Source organism: Rhodoferax sp. LB1P47 (assembly GCF_056521445.1).
The window spans coordinates 1-19978 of sequence record NZ_JBWMAU010000028.1 but is presented as its reverse complement, the minus strand read 5'-3'; the positions used below and the strand labels follow the sequence as shown (position 1 = coordinate 19978).

At 62.6% G+C, this 19978-nt stretch carries 20 protein-coding genes and 1 CRISPR repeat array; of the genes, 7 read left to right on the top strand and 13 right to left on the bottom strand.

Translation table 11 applies throughout. The annotated features are described in order from the left end of the window. Positions 1 to 12: 12 nt before the first annotated feature. Both csy3 and cas6f read left to right on the top strand, forming a co-directional pair. Positions 13 to 1089, top strand: coding sequence for a type I-F CRISPR-associated protein Csy3 (gene csy3, locus AC0969_RS19180; protein ID WP_479625751.1), 1077 nt, complete (start codon positions 13 to 15; stop codon positions 1087 to 1089). A 5-nt stretch (positions 1090 to 1094) separates the two neighbouring features. Further along, a complete protein-coding gene (cas6f, locus tag AC0969_RS19175; protein ID WP_479625750.1) occupies positions 1095 to 1658 on the top strand; it encodes a type I-F CRISPR-associated endoribonuclease Cas6/Csy4 in 564 nt (187 codons plus the stop codon). A 139-nt stretch (positions 1659 to 1797) separates the two neighbouring features. Then, positions 1798 to 3212: a CRISPR direct-repeat array (repeat unit 28 nt; unit sequence GTTCACTGCCGCGTAGGCAGCTCAGAAA). Positions 3213 to 3322: 110 nt separating this feature from the next. Here cas6f and AC0969_RS19170 read toward each other — a convergent pair. From AC0969_RS19170 to AC0969_RS19130, 9 genes are all read right to left on the bottom strand, one after another. Then, the gene (locus tag AC0969_RS19170) at positions 3323 to 4804 is read right to left on the bottom strand and encodes a sensor histidine kinase N-terminal domain-containing protein (protein ID WP_479625749.1); all 1482 of its coding nucleotides are present in this window, start codon (positions 4802 to 4804) and stop codon (positions 3323 to 3325) included. Positions 4805 to 4964: 160 nt separating this feature from the next. Beyond that, the gene (locus AC0969_RS19165) at positions 4965 to 5393 is read right to left on the bottom strand and encodes a nuclear transport factor 2 family protein (protein WP_479625748.1); all 429 of its coding nucleotides are present in this window, start codon (positions 5391 to 5393) and stop codon (positions 4965 to 4967) included. Continuing rightward, positions 5390 to 6151: an SDR family NAD(P)-dependent oxidoreductase gene (locus AC0969_RS19160; protein ID WP_479625747.1), complete on the bottom strand. Its 762-nt coding sequence runs from the start codon at positions 6149 to 6151 to the stop codon at positions 5390 to 5392. Before AC0969_RS19160 ends, AC0969_RS19165 begins: the two co-directional genes overlap by 4 nt. A 64-nt stretch (positions 6152 to 6215) precedes the next feature. Beyond that, positions 6216 to 6740, bottom strand: coding sequence for a DUF3833 domain-containing protein (locus AC0969_RS19155; protein ID WP_479625746.1), 525 nt, complete (start codon positions 6738 to 6740; stop codon positions 6216 to 6218). Beyond that, positions 6737 to 7990 carry an MFS transporter gene (locus AC0969_RS19150; RefSeq protein ID WP_479625745.1) on the bottom strand — a complete coding sequence of 418 codons (1254 nt, stop codon included), beginning with the start codon at positions 7988 to 7990 and terminating at the stop codon, positions 6737 to 6739. The genes AC0969_RS19155 and AC0969_RS19150 overlap by 4 nt, the downstream gene beginning before the upstream one ends. Continuing rightward, the gene (locus AC0969_RS19145) at positions 7987 to 8457 is read right to left on the bottom strand and encodes a chalcone isomerase family protein (RefSeq protein ID WP_479625744.1); all 471 of its coding nucleotides are present in this window, start codon (positions 8455 to 8457) and stop codon (positions 7987 to 7989) included. Before AC0969_RS19145 ends, AC0969_RS19150 begins: the two co-directional genes overlap by 4 nt. A gap of 62 nt (positions 8458 to 8519) precedes the next feature. Next, positions 8520 to 9761 carry a class I SAM-dependent methyltransferase gene (locus AC0969_RS19140; RefSeq protein WP_479625743.1) on the bottom strand — a complete coding sequence of 414 codons (1242 nt, stop codon included), beginning with the start codon at positions 9759 to 9761 and terminating at the stop codon, positions 8520 to 8522. Between the two features lie 5 nt (positions 9762 to 9766). Beyond that, positions 9767 to 10513 (bottom strand): DUF1365 domain-containing protein, encoded by a 747-nt coding sequence (locus tag AC0969_RS19135; protein ID WP_479625742.1) that lies wholly within the window; start codon positions 10511 to 10513, stop codon positions 9767 to 9769. Next, positions 10510 to 11805, bottom strand: coding sequence for an NAD(P)/FAD-dependent oxidoreductase (locus AC0969_RS19130; RefSeq protein WP_479625741.1), 1296 nt, complete (start codon positions 11803 to 11805; stop codon positions 10510 to 10512). The genes AC0969_RS19135 and AC0969_RS19130 overlap by 4 nt, the downstream gene beginning before the upstream one ends. A gap of 209 nt (positions 11806 to 12014) precedes the next feature. Between AC0969_RS19130 and AC0969_RS19125 the strand changes: the two genes are divergently transcribed. Beyond that, positions 12015 to 12881, top strand: a complete 867-nt coding sequence (locus AC0969_RS19125) for a ferritin family protein (protein WP_479625740.1) — start codon at positions 12015 to 12017, stop codon at positions 12879 to 12881. A 1-nt stretch (position 12882) separates the two neighbouring features. Here AC0969_RS19125 and AC0969_RS19120 read toward each other — a convergent pair whose 3' ends face one another. Beyond that, complete coding sequence (locus tag AC0969_RS19120; RefSeq protein WP_479625739.1) at positions 12883 to 14085, bottom strand: HD-GYP domain-containing protein; 1203 nt, start codon at positions 14083 to 14085, stop codon at positions 12883 to 12885. Positions 14086 to 14149: 64 nt separating this feature from the next. Between AC0969_RS19120 and rfaE2 the strand changes: the two genes are divergently transcribed. The 3 genes from rfaE2 (at position 14150) to AC0969_RS19105 (ending at position 17089) form a co-directional block, all read left to right on the top strand. Next, the gene (gene rfaE2, locus AC0969_RS19115) at positions 14150 to 14653 is read left to right on the top strand and encodes a D-glycero-beta-D-manno-heptose 1-phosphate adenylyltransferase (RefSeq protein WP_479625738.1); all 504 of its coding nucleotides are present in this window, start codon (positions 14150 to 14152) and stop codon (positions 14651 to 14653) included. Between the two features lie 225 nt (positions 14654 to 14878). Continuing rightward, entirely contained in the window at positions 14879 to 16162 is a 1284-nt protein-coding gene (locus AC0969_RS19110) for a D-amino acid dehydrogenase (protein ID WP_479625737.1), read from the top strand. A 9-nt stretch (positions 16163 to 16171) separates the two neighbouring features. Beyond that, positions 16172 to 17089, top strand: coding sequence for a LysR family transcriptional regulator ArgP (locus AC0969_RS19105; protein WP_479625736.1), 918 nt, complete (start codon positions 16172 to 16174; stop codon positions 17087 to 17089). A gap of 108 nt (positions 17090 to 17197) precedes the next feature. Here the strand turns inward: AC0969_RS19105 and AC0969_RS19100 are convergent, their stop codons facing one another. From AC0969_RS19100 to AC0969_RS19090, 3 genes are read right to left on the bottom strand one after another with little or no spacing between them, the layout of a single operon-like run. Continuing rightward, positions 17198 to 17890, bottom strand: a complete 693-nt coding sequence (locus AC0969_RS19100; RefSeq protein ID WP_479625735.1) for a flagellar basal body L-ring protein FlgH — start codon at positions 17888 to 17890, stop codon at positions 17198 to 17200. A 14-nt stretch (positions 17891 to 17904) separates the two neighbouring features. After that, entirely contained in the window at positions 17905 to 18450 is a 546-nt protein-coding gene (locus tag AC0969_RS19095) for a cell division protein FtsI (RefSeq protein WP_479625734.1), read from the bottom strand. Between the two features lie 36 nt (positions 18451 to 18486). After that, on the bottom strand, positions 18487 to 18876 hold the full coding sequence (locus tag AC0969_RS19090; protein ID WP_479625733.1) for a hypothetical protein: 390 nt from the start codon (positions 18874 to 18876) through the stop codon (positions 18487 to 18489). A gap of 326 nt (positions 18877 to 19202) precedes the next feature. Between AC0969_RS19090 and AC0969_RS19085 the strand changes: the two genes are divergently transcribed. Further along, entirely contained in the window at positions 19203 to 19829 is a 627-nt protein-coding gene (locus tag AC0969_RS19085) for a TetR/AcrR family transcriptional regulator (protein WP_479625732.1), read from the top strand. Positions 19830 to 19978: the final 149 nt, after the last annotated feature.

The following is a 19978-nucleotide window of genomic DNA, read 5'->3' as shown; positions in this document are numbered from 1 at the left end:
AGGAAACACACCATGGCTACCAAAAATACCGACGCACTGAAAACCGCTTCCGTCCTGGCGTTCGAGCGCAAGCTGGACCCATCGGATGCCATTTTTTCCGCAGGCAACTGGGCCGACCGCGCCCACAGCGCCACCTGGCTGCCGGTGGATGTACGGGAGAAAGCTGTACGCGGCACGATCTCAAACCGCCAACCAGGGGGAACGGACCCCGCAAAGCTGAATGCAAAAATGGATGTTCCTAACCTCCAGCGCGTAGACGTGGCCACCCTACCGCCCACCGCCGACACCCTGCAAGCCCGCTTTACCCTGCGCGTGCTGGGCGGCGTGGGCACGCCTTCGGCCTGCAACAGTTCAGCCTACCTGCATAAGTTGCAATCGGTTGTGAAGGGCTACGCCGACACATCCGGCTTTGTCGAGCTGGCCCGTCGCTACGCCTACAACCTGGCCAACGGCCGCTTCTTGTGGCGCAACCGCGTGGGCGCAGAAATGGTGGAAGTGCAGGTGCGCCATCTGCAAAACGGCGTGGCCGTCAGCACCTGGGTGTTTAACGCCCTGAACTTGTCTTTGCACCACTTCGACACCCCCGCCGCAGACGCTGCGCCGCTCGCCGCGCTGGCCAAAGTGCTGGAGCAGGGCCTGGCAGGCGACAAGTTTGCCCTGCTGGAAATCACCGCCTTTGCCCGCGTGGGCGGCGGGCAAGAGGTGTTTCCATCGCAAGAGCTAATTCTGGACAAAGGCTCCAGCACCGCTGGGCTAAAAAGCAAAACCCTCTACACCGTGGGTGACACCCCCGGCCAACGCGGCCCCGCCGCCATGCACTCGCAAAAAATCGGCAATGCCTTGCGCACGGTAGACACCTGGTATCCCGATGAAGAGGGCCAAGGGCAACCCAGCCCCATCGCCGTGGAACCCTACGGCTCCGTCACCTCGCAAGGCAAGGCCTACCGCCAGCCCAAGGTGAAGATGGATTTCTATTCCCTGTTCGATGCCTGGGTGCTCAAAGACCAGGCCCCCGATGCCGCGCAGCAGCACTACGTCATCGCCAACCTGGTGCGGGGCGGCGTATTTGGCGAATCGGGCAAGGACTAACCGCGATGGACCACTACCTTGACCTGACCCTGCTGCCCGACCCCGAATCCGCCCCGGCGCACCTCATGGCTGCCCTGTTTGGCAAGCTGCACCTGGCCCTGGTGGCACAACCCAGCGGGCGCATCGGCATCAGTTTTCCCGCTGTGCAGCCCGAGCGCCAGTGGCTGGGCGACTGCCTGCGCCTGCACGGCAGCCAAGCCGACCTCATCGGGTGCATGGCCGCCCCGTGGCTGGCGGGCGTGCGCGACCATGTGCGCACCACCCCCATACTGCCCGTGCCGCCCACCGTGGCCTACCGCACGGTCAGCCGCGTGCAAGCCAAGAGTAGCCCCGACCGCCTACGCCGCCGCCAGATGCGCCGCCACGGCATCGACGCCACCGAGGCGCTGGCCCGCGTGCCCGACACTGCTGCGGAGCAACTGGACCTGCCCTACATCCACCTGCGCAGCCACAGCACCGCGCAGCCGTTTCGGCTGTTTATTCGACATGGCGCACTACAGCCCCACGCCATTCCAGGCCCGTTTGGAGCCTACGGTCTCAGCCCCACCGCGACAATTCCGTGGTTTTGACCCTTTTTGGCCCTTGTTTTCAGCCCCGTTAAAAAGTCTTTTAAAAACAAGGGCTTAGAGAGGGTGCTGAAAATTAGGGTTTTTCGGGGTTTGGTTACTTTTTGTTTTTGATTCAAGGACTTAGCGGTTTTATTTTCTAGTTCACTGCCGCGTAGGCAGCTCAGAAAGTAAAGCCGCCTGGACGGTGGAATCTGAGCGTGTTCACTGCCGCGTAGGCAGCTCAGAAAAGCGGAAGATGCGCCCGAACTCGTCATGCCCTTGTTCACTGCCGCGTAGGCAGCTCAGAAAGTCGTTGAACCGTCGTCGTAGATCATTGCTTCTGTTCACTGCCGCGTAGGCAGCTCAGAAATGGCCGCCGCCGTGCTCCTGAAAGGATAAAAAGTTCACTGCCGCGTAGGCAGCTCAGAAAAACATCGACGGCATCGCCGTAAGTGCGGTAGACGTTCACTGCCGCGTAGGCAGCTCAGAAATCCCCGAGCACGCGCCGCTGGTCGGTGGTGCTGTTCACTGCCGCGTAGGCAGCTCAGAAAACACCCATCGACAAAACCAGATTCGTGACGATGTTCACTGCCGCGTAGGCAGCTCAGAAAACAGCGCCGATCAAGTCCGCCGCGTCGTTCAGGTTCACTGCCGCGTAGGCAGCTCAGAAAAGCAATGAACGCGGTTCAGCCCGATTACGCTTGTTCACTGCCGCGTAGGCAGCTCAGAAATGGCTCAAACTTCGGCAACATGGAATCACCCTTGTTCACTGCCGCGTAGGCAGCTCAGAAAAATTCGAAAACGGCTTCGCCTTTGGCATCCGCGTTCACTGCCGCGTAGGCAGCTCAGAAATACAAACAGCCCAATCACTGCGCCGCCATCAGGTTCACTGCCGCGTAGGCAGCTCAGAAAGCCATGAACGCGATTGCGCCGATCACCAGCAAGTTCACTGCCGCGTAGGCAGCTCAGAAATGCGGGAATGGGTGGTAAGGCGGTGCTGTTGGGTTCACTGCCGCGTAGGCAGCTCAGAAAATGAGCGTGGCAAGCCCAAACTGGTCCAGGGCGTTCACTGCCGCGTAGGCAGCTCAGAAAGCCGTGGTCTTCAAGCGGATATCCAGGTTCTGGAGTTCACTGCCGCGTAGGCAGCTCAGAAAAGCTAGATGACCTGGGCGTGGCCTTCGATGACGTTCACTGCCGCGTAGGCAGCTCAGAAATATGGCTGCGCATCGCCTAAAACAGAAAGAACGTTCACTGCCGCGTAGGCAGCTCAGAAAGGCTCACATCGCACTGCGCGCAAAAGCTGTAGGTTCACTGCCGCGTAGGCAACTCAGAAAAAGTCGTGACGGCGGGCGGCGTGTATGCGGCCGTTCACTGCCGCGTAGGCAGCTCAGAAAAACACCGGTGGCGCTTGAGCTGTACTGCTTTCCGTTCACTGCCGCGTAGGCAGCTCAGAAAAGGTAATACATCAGCACTACCGCCATTTGCCGGTTCACTGCCGCGTAGGCAGCTCAGAAAACGATGTCGGCGGCCATGCCCAGCATGTGGTCGTTCACTGCCGCGTAGGCAGCTCAGAAAGTGGTGGTAGCCGGTGAGAGACATGGGGTTTAGATAGCTTCTTATGTCCATCCGATTTGCGGGCACAAGTGACGCATTTTTCTCGGCTCTGAAAATCAACCCATCCAAAATCACGCCACCCCAGCCCCCGCCTTCGCAAACCGCACCGCCACCCGCGTGCCCGGCGTGTCCGGTGTTTGGGCACCGGGGTGGGCGTCTTCCAGGCTGACTTCGGCGCTGTGCTGGCGGGCGATTTCTTGCACGATGGACAGGCCCAGACCGGAGCCGTCGGCCTCGGTGCCCAGGGCGCGGTAGAAGGGCTGGAACACCAGCTCGCGTTCGGCCTCGGGGATGCCGGGGCCGGTGTCTTCCACCTGTAGCAACACGCTGCACTGGGCACGGCCGATGGGGCTGACGGGGCCGATGGGGGTGTCGGCATCGGCCAGCACGCGGGCGGTGATGATGCCGCCCGAGGGGGTGTAGTTGATGGCGTTGTCCAGCAGGTTGCGCACCAGTTCTTTGATCAGCGTGGGGTTGCCGTTGAGCTGCACGCCGGGGCTGCCGGGCTCGGCGCCGTCATAGCCCAGGTCGATGCGCTTGTCCAGCGCGCGGGGCACGGAGTCGCGCACCACGTCCATCGTCAGGCGGGCCAGGTCGCAGACTTGCAGGCTCAGGCTGACGCTGCCGTTCTCGGCCCGGGCCAGGGCCAGCAGCTGGTTGACGGTGTGGGTGGCGCGCACGCTGGAGCGGCCAATTTGTTGCAAGGAGCGTTTGAGTTCTGCCGTGCTGGTGCCTTCGCGCTGGGCCAGGTCGGCTTGCATGCGCAGGCCGGCCAGCGGGGTTTTGAGCTGGTGGGCGGCATCGGCCAGAAAGCGCTTTTGGGTGGCGATGGAGTCTTTCAGCCGGGTTAGCAGGTCGTTCACCGAGGACACCAGCGGCGCGACTTCCAACGGCACGGCCATGTCGTCCAGCGGGCTCAGGTCGTCAGAGGTGCGGGCGCGGATGCGGTCTTCCAGGCGCTTCAGGGGCTGGATGCCACGCGCCAGCGCCAGCCACACCAGCAGCACCGCCAGCGGCAAGATGACGAACTGCGGCAGCATCACGCCTTTGATAATTTCGGCCGCCAGCACCGAGCGTTTTTCGCGCGTCTCGGCCACCTGCACCAGCGCCAGCGGGCTGCCGGGCAGGTCTAGCGTGACCCACAGGTAGGCCACGCGCACGTCGAGGCCGCGCATTTCGTCGTCGCGCAGGTGCACCGGGCCTTCGGCGGGGGTTTCATCGGCGGGGGGCAGCGGAAAGTCGGTTTCGCCGCTGAGGAATTCGCCGTGGCCGCCGCGCACCTGGTAGTAGACCTGGTCGGACTCGTCGGCGCGCATGATCTCGCGGGCGGGCAGCGGCAGGTTGAACTGGGTTTGGTGCGGCGACACCACCAGCAGCTGCGACAAGGCCTGGGCGTTGTATTCCAGCGCCCGGTCGAACGGCTTGCCCGCAATGCCCTGCGCCACCAGCCAGGTCAGCGCCAGGCTGATCGGCCACAGCAGCAGCAGGGGCGTGAGCATCCAGTCCAGGATTTCGCCGAACAGGGAGCGTTGCTCGCGCTGGAAGATTTTCACGGGGTGGGGGGGGTAAGGGAGGGCACGGGGGCATCTTAGCGCCAGCCCCCACCCCAACCCTCCCCCGGCGGGGGAGGAGGAATGCCGGGGCCCTGACTTGCTCCTTCCCCCGCCGGGGGAAGGCTGGGATGGGGGCGGTCACCCACAGCGTGGACCGGGGTTAGCTATTGGCGCGGTGCTTCAACCAGCGCATCAGCCCACCCACTACGGGCAGCTTTTCGTACAGCTCTTCGGCCGCGTCCCAGTAATCGCGGTGCAGCACGATGCGGCCCGCGCCGTCCAGTTGCAGGTGGCTGCCGCCGTGGATGGTTTGGTCGGTACCGGTGGCGAAGTTTTTGAAGCGGAAGTGGAAGTCCCAGGTCAAAAAGCACTGCGGGCCGCTGGCGATGCGCTCGATGACCACAAAGCGCGGAGCCTCTAGCGCGGTGAACATGTGGGCATAAATGGCTTCAATGGCGGGTACGCCTTGCACGTCTTTGAACGGGTCTTTGAAGCGGGCCCTGGGCGCGTAAAACTCGCCGCAGCAGGCAACAGACTGCGGGGTCAAGGTCTCGAAAAATTGGACGATGCCGTCGATAGGGTTGCTCATAAGCCGGTCATTCTGCGGATGGCGGGGAAGTACAGCCCGTACGGTAGTAGCGCCAAGGTTTTCATCCAGCGGGTGAAGCGCTTGGGGAAGTGGATTTCAAACTGGCCCCGGGCCCAGCCACGCAGGATCTCATGGGCGGCCTGCTCAGGGGTGATGAGGGCGGGCATGGCGAATGTGTTTTGCGCGGTGAGCGGGGTTTGCACAAAGCCGGGGCAAATCAGGCTCACGCCGATGCCGCTGTCATGCAGGTCCAGGTACAGGGTCTCGGCCAGGTTGATGAGCGCGGCCTTGGTGGGGCCATAGGCCAGGCTGTTGGGCAGGCCGCTGTACCCGGCCACGCTGGCGACCAGGCTGATGTGGCCAAAGCCCTGGCGCAGCAGGGTGGGCAGCACCGCATCCAGCAGGTGCAGCGCCCCCACGTAGTTGACTTGCAGGTGCCGCTGCATCTCGGCCAGGTCGAACACGGTGGCGCGCTGGGGGCGGTAGTAGCCGGCGCAGTACACCACCGCATCCAGGCGGCCTAGCGATGCGGCGGCGGTGCGCACAGCGGCCAGGTCGGCGGCATCCAGCGGCAGGGCCTGTGCGCCGGGGTGCTCGGCCACAAACGACTCCAGCGCGGCGCTGGGCCGGGCCGACACCACCACCAGTGCCCCCTGGCCGTGCAGCATCGCGGCGGTGGCGCGGCCAATGCCGCTGGAAGCGCCGATCAGCCACACGGTTTTGCCGCGCCAGTCGGTGAGGGGGGGATTCAGTGCCATACGAATTACTATGTTTTTAATAGCTGCTTGTGCAGGTGGAATGTGCGCTAGAGACCAATTTGGCTTAACGCTTTGTGAACGAGAGCGTGACCTCGCCCAGCGTGATGCCCAGCTTGGACATGGTGGCAATGTTCAGCATGACCTTGTCGGTCATCAAATACATCCAGTCGTCAAACTGCACGTTGTAGACCGAGCCGTCCACCGGCAAGGCCAGGGTGTAGCGCCAGTTAAACGCGTTGCCGCTCTCTGCGCCCACGGCCACGCCCACCACGTCGTCGGCGCGGCCTGTGTAGCGGCCATCGGCTTCGCGGTGCAGGCGCCAAATGCGTTTTTGCAGCGTGCCGTCCGAATAAGTAAACGACTCATCGAGCACGCCGTCGTCGCCGGTCCAGGTGCAGACCATCACCACGGTGAAGCGTTTGACCACCTTGCCGGATCGGTCGGTAAACACGCCATACGCGTCCAGCGTGCCGTTGAAATAAGTGCGCAGATCCAACTTGGGGGTTTGACCCGCGTAGTCGGCAACCTGGGGACCGGCACAACCGGCCAAAGCAGCACTGGTGGCAAGAAGAAGAAGGCGGCGTTTCATGGAGATTCCTTGGGTCGGATGATGAGCAAATAGAGCGCTGCCGCCGCCACCAGCTTCAGGGCGCAGGGCAGCAGGCAGTAGGTGGCGGTGAGGGCGTTCAGGGCGGCGGCATCCTGCGCGCCAGGGGTGTAGCCGAAGTAGGCCAACAGCGGCAGGGCCAGCCCGGCGGCCAGGGCCAAATTGAGCTTGGTGGCGAAGTTCCACCAACCAAAGTACAGGCCCGCCCCACCCTGCTCACCCTGCTTTTGCACGATGCCCGCCAGCAGCGCGCTGGGCAAGGCCAGATCGGTGCCCAAGGCAATGCCGGAGGCGGCGCAAACGATGAGAAACGCGGTGCTGTCACCCGCACCCAGCAGGGACGCTCCCACAAACGCCGCCACCGCCACGCCCATGCCCAGCCCCCAAGTGCGCGCCAGCCCCAGCCGGGGCACCACGCGCAACCACAGCGGAATCGACAGGGCGGCACTCAAAAAGTAGGTGGCCAGAAACAGCGGCTGCAACGCCTGCGGGGCCTGCAGCCGGTCTTGCACGAAGAACAACACCAGCGTGGCGGGCACGGCGCTGGCAATGCCGTTGAGCAAAAACACGGCCAGCAGGCGGCGGAAGGCGGGGTTGCGCAGCGGTTGCCACAGCGCGGCGCGTGCCCTGGCCAACGCGGGCGGGGCGGGTGCGATGGCGCGGCTCCAGGCCCACCAGCCCAGGGCCAAGGCCACGGCCAATAGCGCCACCGTGGTGGGCAGGCCCAGCAGCACCGGGGCCACGCTGGCCGTGACCACCCCCACCAAACCCAGGCCTTCGCGCCAGGCAACGATGCGGCTGCGCTGGGCTTCGTTACCGCCCTGTAGCCCGGCCCAGGCCTGGTGCAGCACGCCCAGGGTGCTGTAGGCCGCGTAGGTGATGACCAGCAGGGCGGCGGCCCACAGCAGCACGTGGTCGTGGGTGGCGGGAAAGAACAGGCCCCAGAAGCCCAGCGCCATCACCACCGCCGCCACCGCCGCCACGCCCAGCACGGCGCGGCTGGAGCGGGCAAACAGCGCGTCGCCCCAGCGGCCCAGCAGCGGGTCGATGAGGCCGTCGAACAAGCGCGCACCCAGCAAGATCTGCCCCAGCACCGCCAGCGGTACGCCCAAGGTGGTGGCGTAGTGGTGGGGCAGCACGACGTACAGCGGCAGGGCGACAAAGGCCAGCGGCAGGCCCATCAGACCGTAGAGGAAGCCGTTGCGGGCGGTGAATGCGGCAGCAGCAGTCATGGCGTGCCCAGCAACGCACGGCGCATCGCAGGCTCGGAGGTTTGGGGCGACAGCCAGATGCCGAAAAACAGGCGGGCGAAGTCGCCATCGCTGACCTCGCCGGTGGGCTGGCCGTTGGTCAAAAAGCGGGCGGTGCGGGTCTGCGGCAGGTAGATGCCGAGGATGCGGTCGCCCTTTTGCACGTCGGGAAACGCCGCCTCCAGCTTTTGCTGCCAGGCCTTGGCCTGCGCGTCTGAAATGGGCGCGCTGCGGCGCATCTCGGCCAGCGAGCGGCGGGCGATGTCGGCGCGGGTGAAGTCGCGCAGGTAGGTCAGCTCCAGCGCCAACGCGCTGTCGGGGTAGCGGGCAGCCTGGAAGCCGGGGGCGGCCCAGAGCTGCGCGTCGTAGATGTCAAAGCCCCAGACTTTCAGCCGGGTGCTGCCCACCACGCGGGCCTGCGGCACCGCAGCGCTCACATCTACGGGCACATCGGCCGCCCACAGATTTAAACAAAAAAGGCCGCTAGCGCATATGGCACCTGCGCAAGCAGCTATTTTTTTAATAGCGTGTACTGCACGAGGTTGATGTTGCCCTTGTCGAAGGCGGCTTCGCAGTAGGCCAGGTAGAACTCCCATAAACGCATGAACCTTTCGTCAAAACCGAGTTGCAGCACCTGCACGCGGGCGGCCAGAAATTGGTCGCGCCAGCGGCGCAGGGTTTCGGCGTAGTCGGGGCCGAAGGCGAATTCGTCCACCACCTCCAGCCCGGCCGCCGCCGCCTCGCGCCGGAATTCACGCGGGCAGGGCAAGCAGCCGCCGGGGAAGATGTACTGCTGGATGAAGTCGGTGCTGGTGATGTAGCGCTCGAACAGGCTGTCGTCGATGACGATGCTCTGGATGCAGGCACGGCCGCCGGGCTTGAGCAGGCGGGCCACGGTTTGAAAGTAGGTGGGCCAGTATTCGCGGCCCACGGCTTCGACCATTTCCACCGAGCAGATGGCGTCGAACGGGGCATCCTGGATGTCGCGGTAGTCTTGCAGGCGCAGGTCGGCCTGCTGCGTTACGCCCAGGCGCTGCATGCGGGTATTGGCAAACGCCAATTGCTCGGTGCTCAGGGTCACGCCGGTAACAAAGGCGTTGAATTCGGTGGTGCCCATCTCGGCCAGCGCGCCCCAGCCGCAACCGATTTCCAGCACCCGGTGGCCGGGCTGCACCTGGGCCATCGCCAGGGCGCGGCGGACCTTGGCGTTTTGCGCCTCGCGCAACGGTTTGCTCAGGTCGCCCTCGAACCAGGCAGACGAGTAGTTCATGCTGTCGTCCAGCCACAGGCTGTAGAAGGCGTTGCCCAGATCGTAGTGGGCGTGTATGTTTTTTTGGCTATTGGCCTTGGTGTTGCGGTTGAGCAAATGTTGGATGCGGTACCACAGGCGGCCCACCCAGCTGCCGTAAACCACGTCTTCGATCTCTTGCCGGTTGCATATGAAGACGGTAAGCAGGTCGGTCAGGTTGGGGGTGGTCCAGTCGCCGTCGATATAGGTTTCGGCCACGCCGATGTCGCCGGACTTGAGGGCGGCCGCGCAGACGTTCCAGTTCTTCAGCGTCATGGCGGCTGTGGGTGCCTCTTTCGTTCGGCCATGTTGCTGGTGGTTGCCAAACACGTGCAGGCTACCGTCGGGCAACTGCATGGTTATGCTGCCGTGGCGCAGGCGTTGCAGCAGCTTCAAGGCCGTGCGGGCGGCGGCGGGGGCATCGCTGGGCACGGCAAAGCGGGGGGCTGTGGTGGTGGAGTTCATTGCGTTTATCTCGTCACAAAATCTTGGGGCGGCACGGGTTTACGGAAAAAATGCACGCGTTTGCGCCACAGGCAAAAGGCCTGCCAGTGGATGCGCGCCACCACGCCCAGCGTCATGGCCGGGTAACGCCATAGCGCGTGGCGGATGCTGGCCGGGGTGATGGCTTGCAGGTGGCCGCTGACGCTGGTCTCGATCAACGCGCCTTGGCTGTCGTCATAGTCCACGCGGGCAACGGTACGGTCGCCACTGCGCATAAAGCGGAAGCGGTAGCCGCCCTCCACCGGGCAAAACGGCGACACGTGGAACACCTTGGCCGCCGTCAGCGCCACGCCATAGCTCGGCTGGTCCAGCACGTAGCAGTGGCGCTCGCCAAAGGTGTTGTTGACCTCGACCACGATGGCCCGCAGGCTGGCATCTAGACGGTGGCAGTACCAGAAGCTGACCGGTTTGAAGGTGTGGCCGAAAACGCGCGGGTAGCAGTGCAGCCAGATTTCGCCGTCGGCGTCCAGGATGCCTTCGCGCTGCAACAGGGCCTCCATCCAGTCCAATGCGCTGCCTTGGCCGTCGCCGTGGTCGCAGTCATAAAAGCTCAAAGCGGCGCGGCGGTTGATGGCCAGGGCCGTGCCACCCAGCGAGCGCATCGGCAACATCAAAAAGTAGGTGGGGTAGGCAAAGGCGTGGCGCACCGGGCGCAGCCGGGTGTGGCGGACCTGGCCGAAGCCGATCTGTGCCTGGTTGAGGGTCGGGGTCATAGCCCGGCCTTCAGCAATTCAGCCACCGCCAGCCCGGCTTTTAGCCCGTCTTCATGGAAACCGTAGCCCATCCACGCGCCGCAAAAATAGGTGTTTTGCTGGCCTTGCAGCGCGGGCATGCGCTGCTGCGCGGCGATGGCGGCCTGGTCGAATACCGGGTGGGCGTAGTCGAAGGTGCCCAGCACCTGCGGGTGGACGATCTCGCGGGTGGGGTTTAGCGACACGATGACCGGCTGCTCCCACGGCAGGGGCTGCAGCTTGTTGAGCCAGTAGTGCAGGCACACGCGGGCAGATTCGGTATCGGTGGCCGGGGCGCGCTCGTAGTTCCAGGCGGCCCAGGCGCTGGGGTTGCGCGGCAGCACGGAGGCATCGGTGTGCAGCACGGCGCGGTTGGCGTGGTACTGGATGGCGCCCAAGGTCGCCTGTTCGGCTTCGCTGGGGGCTGCCAGCAGCGCCAGGGCCTGGTCGGAATGGGTGGCCAGCACCACTTTGTCGAAGCGCTCGGTACGTTGAAAGCCGTGGTGCTGGCTGGTGATAAATACGCCATCGGCCCGGCGCTCGATGCGCTGCACGGGGCTGTTCAGGCGCTTGTCGTCGATTTTTGCAGCGATCTTGTCCACGTAATGCCGTGCGCCGCCGGTTACCGTCCACCACTGGGGGCGATTCAGCACTTGCAGCAGGCCGTGGTTGTGGCAAAAGCGCACCATCGTCGCCACCGGAAACAGCAGCATCTGGGCGGTGGGGCAGCTCCAGATGCAGCCCATCATGGGCAAGAAATACCAGTCGCGAAAGGCCGTGCCAAAGCGGTGCTGGTCCAAAAATGCGCCCAGCGGCTGGGCCAGGGCGGCATCGTTATTGTCCAGCGCGAGCTGGGTGGTGATGCGGTTGAAGCGCAGCAGATCGCGCAGCATGCCCCAGAAGCGCGGGCTGCACAGGTTGCGCTTTTGGGCGAACACGCTTGCCAGGGTGCTGCCGCTCCATTCCACGTAGCGCCCACCCGGCACATGCGCTGGAATTTGCGCCGAGAATGACATGTCTGTCTTGGCGGTGGCCACATCCAGCTCGGCCAGCAGGGCGATGAGCTGCGGGTAGGTGCGCTCGTTGAAGACCAGAAAACCGGTGTCCACACCAAACATCACCGGTCCGTCGGGCGTGGGCAGGATGATGTCTACGGTGTGGGTGTGGCCGCCAAAGTAGCGGCCCGCCTCGAACAGCGTGACATCGGCTTGGGCGTGCAGGCGGTGCGCCACAGCCAAGCCGGAGATACCGGAGCCGACGATGGCCAGCTTCATACTGCCACCCATCGCAAGGCACCACAATAACCGCACCGTAAGGCGTGGTGAAAAGGCAGGACGGCACAGCGAAAATTAGGCATGGTAGCGATAATATACCAATTGGTCACAATGTGACTAAAAGGTTTTATTTTGTTTTTACCCGGCTAGGAATGGCCAATAACTGTCACCTAGGCGGCATAAAATAGTCACAGACACGAAGGAATCCCATGCTCTACCCTGAACTTTTCAAACAACTAGAAGCTGTGCGTTGGAACATGGACAAAGACGTTCCATGGGACGCGTTCGATGCCAGCCTGCTGACCGACGAGCAGGCGCAAACCATCAAAATGAACGCCATCACTGAGTGGGCAGCCCTGCCCGCCACCGAGATGTTTTTGCGCGACAACCAGGACGACAGCGATTTCTCTGCCTTCATGTCGATCTGGTTTTTTGAAGAGCAAAAGCACTCGCTGGTGCTGATGGAGTACCTGCGCCGCTTCCGTCCCGATCTGGTGCCCACCGAGCAAGAGCTGCACGACATCCGCTTCACCTTCGACCCGGCCCCGCCGCTGGAAACGCTGATGCTGCACTTTTGCGGCGAGATCCGCCTCAACCACTGGTACCGCCGCGCCAGCGAATGGCACTCTGAGCCGGTCATCAAAAACATCTACACCAAGCTCAGCCAAGACGAAGCCCGCCACGGCGGTGCCTACCTGCGCTACATGAAACGTGCCATCGCCAATACCGGTAACGAGGCCCGTACCGCTTTCACCAAGGTCGGCGTGCTGATGGCCAGCGCCCGCCGCACCGCCCAGGCGCTGCACCCCACCAACCTGCACGTGAACGAGAGCCTGTTTCCGCGCGACACCATCCAGAGCCGCCTGCCCGACCCGGCGTGGCTGGAGCACTGGCTGGACACGCAGATCAAGTTTGACGCGGCATGGGAGGGCAAAGTGGTGGACCGCATCCTGCACAACCTGAGCCTGCTGATGGACCGCAGCTTCAAGACCGTGCAAGAGCTGAACCGCTACCGCAAGGAAGTCAGCAAAGAGCTGGCTGCGGGTGCGGAGCCCGCAGCGCCCGTCGCCACCTGAGCTAGATCAGCGCCAGCAGCTTCTCTAGCTGCACCTGCACCTTGACTTCGCGGTGGGGTACGTGGGCGATGATTTTGTAGATCGGCAGCGTGGTTTCGCGCACGATCATCTCGCCCATAGGCATGCCGTCGCGGTTGATGATCACCGCCACACGCGGGGCGATGGTGTTGGCACTGCGGCGAATCACCACGGCGATTTCACCATTCGCCAGCCGCACATAGACCCCTGGCGAGTACACGCCCACCGCCTTGATCAAGGCGGCACCGGCCTCGTCCACATGCTTTCTTTCATCAAAGTAGCAGGCTTGCATGGCGGCATTGGGCGGCATGGAAAAGCGCCCCACACGGGGCGACAGGCGGACGATGAACGTATCCGCCCGCTGTAGCAGCCGGGCCAGCCGCATGGCCACAGTTTTGTCGGCCAGGGGGCCGGGGGAACGGTCATGGTGGTGGCGCACGGCCAGCAGCCAATCTTCGTTGTCCACCCCCATCGCCACCAGCATGCTGAAGCCGCGCTGCGCATGCTGCTCCACCATCTCAATCTGCTTGGCGGTCAGGGGCTGGTTTTGCTGGGTCAGCTCGTCTTGCAGCGCGGTCATGGCGATATTCATGGTCAAGGCGGCCTTGCCCATCGTGGCATCTTGGTCGGGGGGCCAATTCAGCACCTCGCGTGCGGCCAGGCTGCACACCACGTAGACCAGCATGGCGTGGGTGGCGCTGTACATGCGCACTTCGGTAGCCGACAAATGCATCAGCGCGCATAGCGTGGCATCCGGGTGGTTTTCCACCAGGCTGTGCAGCTCGGTGTAGAGCTTTTCCAGCCGCAGCAAAAACTGGTCGCCTTGCGGGTCACGCAGCAGGCCGTTGGCGCGGATTTGCAGTGCCGTCCAGTCGGGAATGGTGGCGGTCTCGGTGGCTGTGGCCTTGGCCAGGTCAGATACGGACAGCTGCATATCGGCAATCTCGCCCAGCGCGGTGTCGGTGCGCACCAGGTCGTACAGTTTGCCCACATAGGCGCGGTGGTTGTCGGCGGCATCCACGTCCACGCACAGGGTCATGCCGCGCGAAGTCCAGTACGCGATCTCCTCGCGGTTGGTGATGATGTAGCCCTTGTGCGCCAGCAGCACGCCCTGCTCGTTGCGCAAGGCAAATGGCAACGGTTGCCCCAGTCGCAGGGTGGAAGTGTCAACGGCAATAAGGTTCATGGTGGGCGAGCGTATCAGTTCAACGGCCCGCTGTCGCCTGCTAGCGGCCTGCTAGCATTTGCCCATGACCGACACCATCGCCCCACCGGCCTTTCTGGCCAAAATCTGCCTTCGCGCCGACGCCTCCGCCCAGCTCGCCCACCTGCCCCGCCCCTGGGTGTTTACCAACGGGGTGTTCGACATCCTGCACCGGGGCCACGCCACCTACCTGGCCCAGGCCCGGTCGCTGGGTGGCAGCCTGGTGGTGGCACTGAACAGCGATGCCTCGGCCCGCCGCCTGGGCAAGGGCCCGGACCGCCCGCTGAACGCAGAAAACGACCGCGCGGTGCTGATGGCCGCACTGGAATCGGTCAGCCTGGTCACCTGGTTTGACGAGGACACGCCGCTGGAACTCATCACCGAACTGCGCCCCGACATCCTGGTCAAGGGCGGCGACTACGACATGCAAAAACTGGCCGAGACGGCGGTGGTGCAGGCCTACGGCGGCACGGCGCTGGCGATTCCGTTTGTGGATGGCTACTCCACCACCGCCCTGGTGCGCAAGATCCAGCAGCCACGCGGTGGCTGAGGCGGTCTTAGTATGTGCGGGCTTTTTGCTATGTAATAGATAGCTTCTGACGCAGGTTATATATGCGCTAGCGGCCTATTTCTTATAAATTTTTAGCCCTAGGTTTCAAGGCAGGCAAGACAATCCCCCCTAATTCTGAATTAGAGTTTCTTATAACCAATAGCTTAATAAATTAGACCAACTTATATTGCAACGTATCACGGCCTGTGGGCCAGGGAGCGACGCATGAAAGTATTGATCTTGGGCAGTGGGGTGATTGGCACCTGCACCGCGTATTACCTGGCCAAAGCGGGCCACCAGGTGACCGTTATCGACCGCCAGCCCGGCCCGGCGCTGGAAACCAGCTTTGGCAATGCGGGCGAGGTGTCGCCGGGGTATTCGTCGCCCTGGGCCGGGCCGGGCGTGCCGCGCAAAGCCATCCAGTGGATGCTGATGCCGCACAGCCCGCTGGTGATCCGCCCGCTGCTCGACCCCGCCATGTGGCGCTGGGGCGCACAAATGCTGCGCAACTGCACCGAGGCGCGCTACCAAATCAATAAGGGCCGCATGGTGCGGCTGGCCGAATACAGCCGCGACTGCCTGGTGCAGCTGCGCGCCGATACCGGCATTGCCTATGACGACCGCAGCCAGGGCACGCTGCAACTCTTTCGCACCCAGAAGCAGCTCGACGGCACGGCCAAAGACATCGACATTCTCAAACAATACAAAGTGCCGTTTCAGCTGCTAGACCGCGAGGCCTATCTGCAATACGAGCCCGCGCTGGCGCTGGTGAAAGAGAAGTTTGTGGGTGCGCTGCGCCTGCCGGGCGATGAAACCGGCGACTGCTTCAAGTTCACCAACGCCCTGGCCAAAATGGCCGAGGCGCTGGGCGTGGAGTTTCGCTACGGCGTGCAGATCGACCGCATCGCGGCGGACGGCAAGCAGATCACCGGCGTACACACCAGTGCCGGCCTGCTCACCGCCGACAACTATTTGGTCGCACTGGGCAGCTATTCGCCCATCCTGCTCAAACCACTGGGCTTCCACCTGCCGGTGTACCCGGTCAAGGGCTATTCGATCACCGTGCCCATCACCAACGCCGCCTGCGCGCCCGAATCCACCGTGATGGACGAAACCCACAAAGTGGCCGTGACGCGCCTGGGCGACCGCATCCGCGTGGGCGGCACGGCCGAGCTGGCGGGCTACAGCCTGGAATTGCACGAGGAGCGCCGCAACACCCTGAACCACGTGGTCACCGACCTGTTCCCCCAGGGCGGCGACACCTCCCAAGCCACTTTCTGGACCGGTCTGCGCCCCATGACCCCCGACGGCACGCCCGTGCTGGGCGGCACGCCCTACCCCAACCTGCACCTGTCCACCGGCCACGGCACGCTGGGCTGGACTATGGCCGCCGGCACGGGGCGGGTGATGGCCGATGTGCTGTCGAACCGCACGCCAGAGATCAGCATGGAGGGCCTGACCTTGGCCCGGTACACCAATGGTTTCAGCGGCCTGCGCAACACAGGGTAAATTTCGGGCATGAGTACCTTTGATCCCGACGCCCTCGAATGCCTTGCCGCCATCGTAGAAGAGGGCGGTTTTGAGCGCGCCGCCCAGCGGCTCAACATCACCCAGTCGGCGGTATCGCAGCGCCTGCGCTCGCTGGAGGCGCAGGCGGGCACGGTGCTGGTGGTGCGCAGCCGCCCGCTCAAACCCACGGCGGCGGGGCATTTGCTGATCAAACACACCAAGCAGTTGCGCCTGCTGCGCGCCGACCTGGAGCGCGACATGCAGGAGCTGGCCCCCAGTGTCATGGGTGGCGCACGCGACGAAGAACGGGTGTCGATTGCCATCAACGCCGACAGCATCGCCACCTGGGCGATGGGCGCGCTGCAAGCCGTGGTGGCGCAGGGCCTGCCGCTGGAAATCATCACCGACGACCAGGATTTCACCCAGGAATGGCTGCGCGAAGGCCAGGTGATGGGCTGCGTCACCACCTTGCGCCAGGCCCTGCGCGGCTGCAAAGTGGTGCCGCTAGGCGCGATGCGCTACATCGCCGTGGCCCAGGCCGACTACGCCCGCCAACACCTGCCCCAGGGCCTAACGGCGCACAACTTTCGCAGCGTGCCGTTTGTGGCCTTCAACCGCAAAGACGACATGCAGCGCGAATTCGTCAGCCAGGCGTTTGGCCTGAAGCGGGTAGCCCTGCGCCAGCTGTTTGTGCCCAGCTCCGAAGGCCAGGTGCGTGCCGTGCTGGCCGGTTGGGGTGTCAGCGTAGTGCCCGAGCTGTTGGCACGCAGCCTGATCGACAGCGGTGCCCTGGTGCAGCTAGCGCCCAGCCAGGCCCTGCACATCCAGCTGTTCTGGCACTGCTGGAACTTGCAGTCCGAAGTGCTGGACACCCTGAGCGCCGCGCTAACCCAAGCGGCGATGCTTGCCTTATCAGAGCAGCGCTAACCGGCAGAACGCACGCCCACCAGAAACAGCGCAGAACTGGCTCTGCCAAGCTGCTGCTGTTGCCCCCAGCAGGGGGGGCGAAAAGCGCTTGCGCTGTAGCCTGGGGGGTTACCAGAACGATAGGCTCTTGGCCAGAATGTGCTGTATCCACGAGCGCGAGGCCGTGTCGTTCGCGTCGCCCTTGCCCACGACCTCCAGCCGCGCATCCACCACATCGCTCGATGCCACCACATTGCCCGAGGTGATGTCGATCGGGTTCACCACCCCGGAAAAGCGCATGGTGCTGACACCGTTGTTGAAAGCAATGCTGCGCTCGCCCGCCACCACCAGGTAGCCGTTAGACAGCACATTGATGACCGACGCAGCCAGGCGGCCCTGAAACTTGTTGCTACTGTCCGTGTTGCCCTTGCCCTTGTAGGTGTCGCTGCCCGAGGCGCTGGCATCAATATTCATGATGCCTTTCAAAATGCTGCCCAAAGAGTTGGATTCCGAGCCCGGCCCCTTGGAGGCCAAGGTGCTGGCGCGGCTCAGGTCGCTGTTGGTCACGCTGCTGGCGCTCATGGCTTCGGCGATATCGATCTTCAGGGCATCGCCAATTTTGCGCGGCTTGCGGCGGTCTGAAAACAGCGACCCAGTGGTCATGTTTTGCTGGAATATGGCACCGGTGGCCACCGGCTCGATGTCTGTGGGCCGAGGCAAAGGGTTGGCCCGTACCGGCGGCGGAATGATGCTGTCGCTGGCGCAAGCCACCAGGGAACCCAGCAGCAAGGCGAGTAAGCAGCGTGCAATGGTGTGTGTCATAAGGACTTTCATATTCAGTTCTCAAATCCGGTGACGATGGCCGTCACAACGGGGGCGATCTTGCTGCGGGTAGACGACCACTTGCCCATGCCGTAGACCGGGTCCAGTGCATAACTGCTGCGCGACAAAACCTTGCCGCCCTTGGCCCGCAAGGTCAGGGTGGCGGTGGTGAGATAGGTTTTATATTCACTGGTGAATGGCGGAATCGCCCACTCAATACCCGCCTCATAATGCAACCATATATCACAGGCATTTAAACCAGTGCCAGCTTCATAAATACGACTTTCAATCTGGTGCAGGCGCAATTCCGACTGCATCGCAGGGAGTATTTCACTGGCTTGCGATTCCGGATTAAAAACAATGCAGACTTTATTGAATGTTGGATGGATATGGTAGACCGTATCCCGTGCTTTACTGGGCCCAACAGAAATCACGGAACTAGCCGCAATACCAGAAACCTTCACCAATTCCCAAACAGGAACCGGTGAAAACAAAGAGCACGCAGCTTGCAGAAATGAAAATCCAACAACCACAAAAATACGGCAATAGGATTTAAGCATTTTTAACATCCAAACCATATTTTCGAGTCTGGATATTCAAACCAACGCAGTAATAGCCTGCACCCCGGCGGAAACACCCGCAGCGGCATAGTTACCAATCGCCGAAGCCGCCGTTCCCACCCCGCCAGCCACCGTGGACACGCCATTGCTTACGCTGTTATAGGCAGACTTCAGTTCATTGACACCGCTGGTGGCCAAAGCCATCGTATCGTTGGCCACGTCCTTGATTTCACTTCCCACACTGCTGACCACCTTGGCAATTGCCGAAGCCTGGGCCACGCCGGTCGATGCGGCAAGGGCCGATGCCGCAAGAGGTGCAAATGCCTTGACGGTGGAATCACACGCGCTGGCCTGGGGTTTTTTAGCCGCAATCGCCGATGCCAGTACCGCCTTGCTGCTAGGGGAGGCTGAGCCATTAACTTTCATGGTAATCCTTCGGGTTAATTCAATTAAATAGATGGTGAGAACAAATAAATTTTCCCACGTAAGCAAAAGTTTCATTTTTAATAAACGGCACAAATACCAGTCTGTTTACATTGCTTCACACATATCTACGCAGACGTACCCTGCGGATATATATCAAAATATAAAGACCTTGTTTTCCAATGAAACCCATATTCTCATCGCGTAAAATTAATTTCCGGTTGAAATATAGAATATTGGCAAGCCACCACAAACACCACATTTGCGACTTGTCAGTAGCAAAATAGCCGCCTACTGTTTTTTAAAACAGACCGGGCTAGAATGGCGGCATGTCATCTCCCGCCCCCGCCAAAGCCCCCCAGATCTCCTTCAAGCAGCAGATGCTGGCTGCACGCGAAGAAGCCATCGTGCAAACCGTCAACCGCCTGCTGGCCGAAAAAGGCTTCGAGGCCATGACGGTGGACGAAGTGGCCCAGGGCGTGGGCATTGCCAAGGCCAGCCTGTACAAACACTTCCCCAGCAAAGAAGACCTGGCCGCCGCCGCCATGGTGCGTGTGCTGCACCGCACCCAGGCCCACCTCAACAGCCTGCCCGCCGATGCCCCGCCGCTAGACCAGCTCAAAGCCACAGTGCGCTGGGCGATGGAGGTGCAACTGGCGGGCGAAATGCCGTCTCTGCCCAGCCAAAATTCCACCCTGCGGGCCAACTTGATGGGCAATGCCGCCTACCTGGATGCGCTGGTGGGCGTGAGCGACCAGCTGGGCGGCTGGATCCAGGCCGCACAAAAAGCCGGCCAAATCAATCCACAGCTCCCGGCCATCGCCGTGCTCTACACCCTGTTCGCCCGCGCCTGCGACCCGGTGCTGGGCTTCCTGCAAGCCAGCGGCCAGTACAGCGACGCGCAGATACTGGACTGGGTGCTGGGCACCTGTTTTGAGGGGCTAAATGCCCGATAGCGCATATGGAGTGTGCGCTAGAAGCTATTAATTAGAGCCACTTGCACAACCACTCAAAGATGTAATTTCCTGTCGATTGGGAGTCGAATTTTTGAGGGTGAAGGTGTAGGCGCAGCCACTGGGAAGTGACATCATCTGGTTTACCAAGA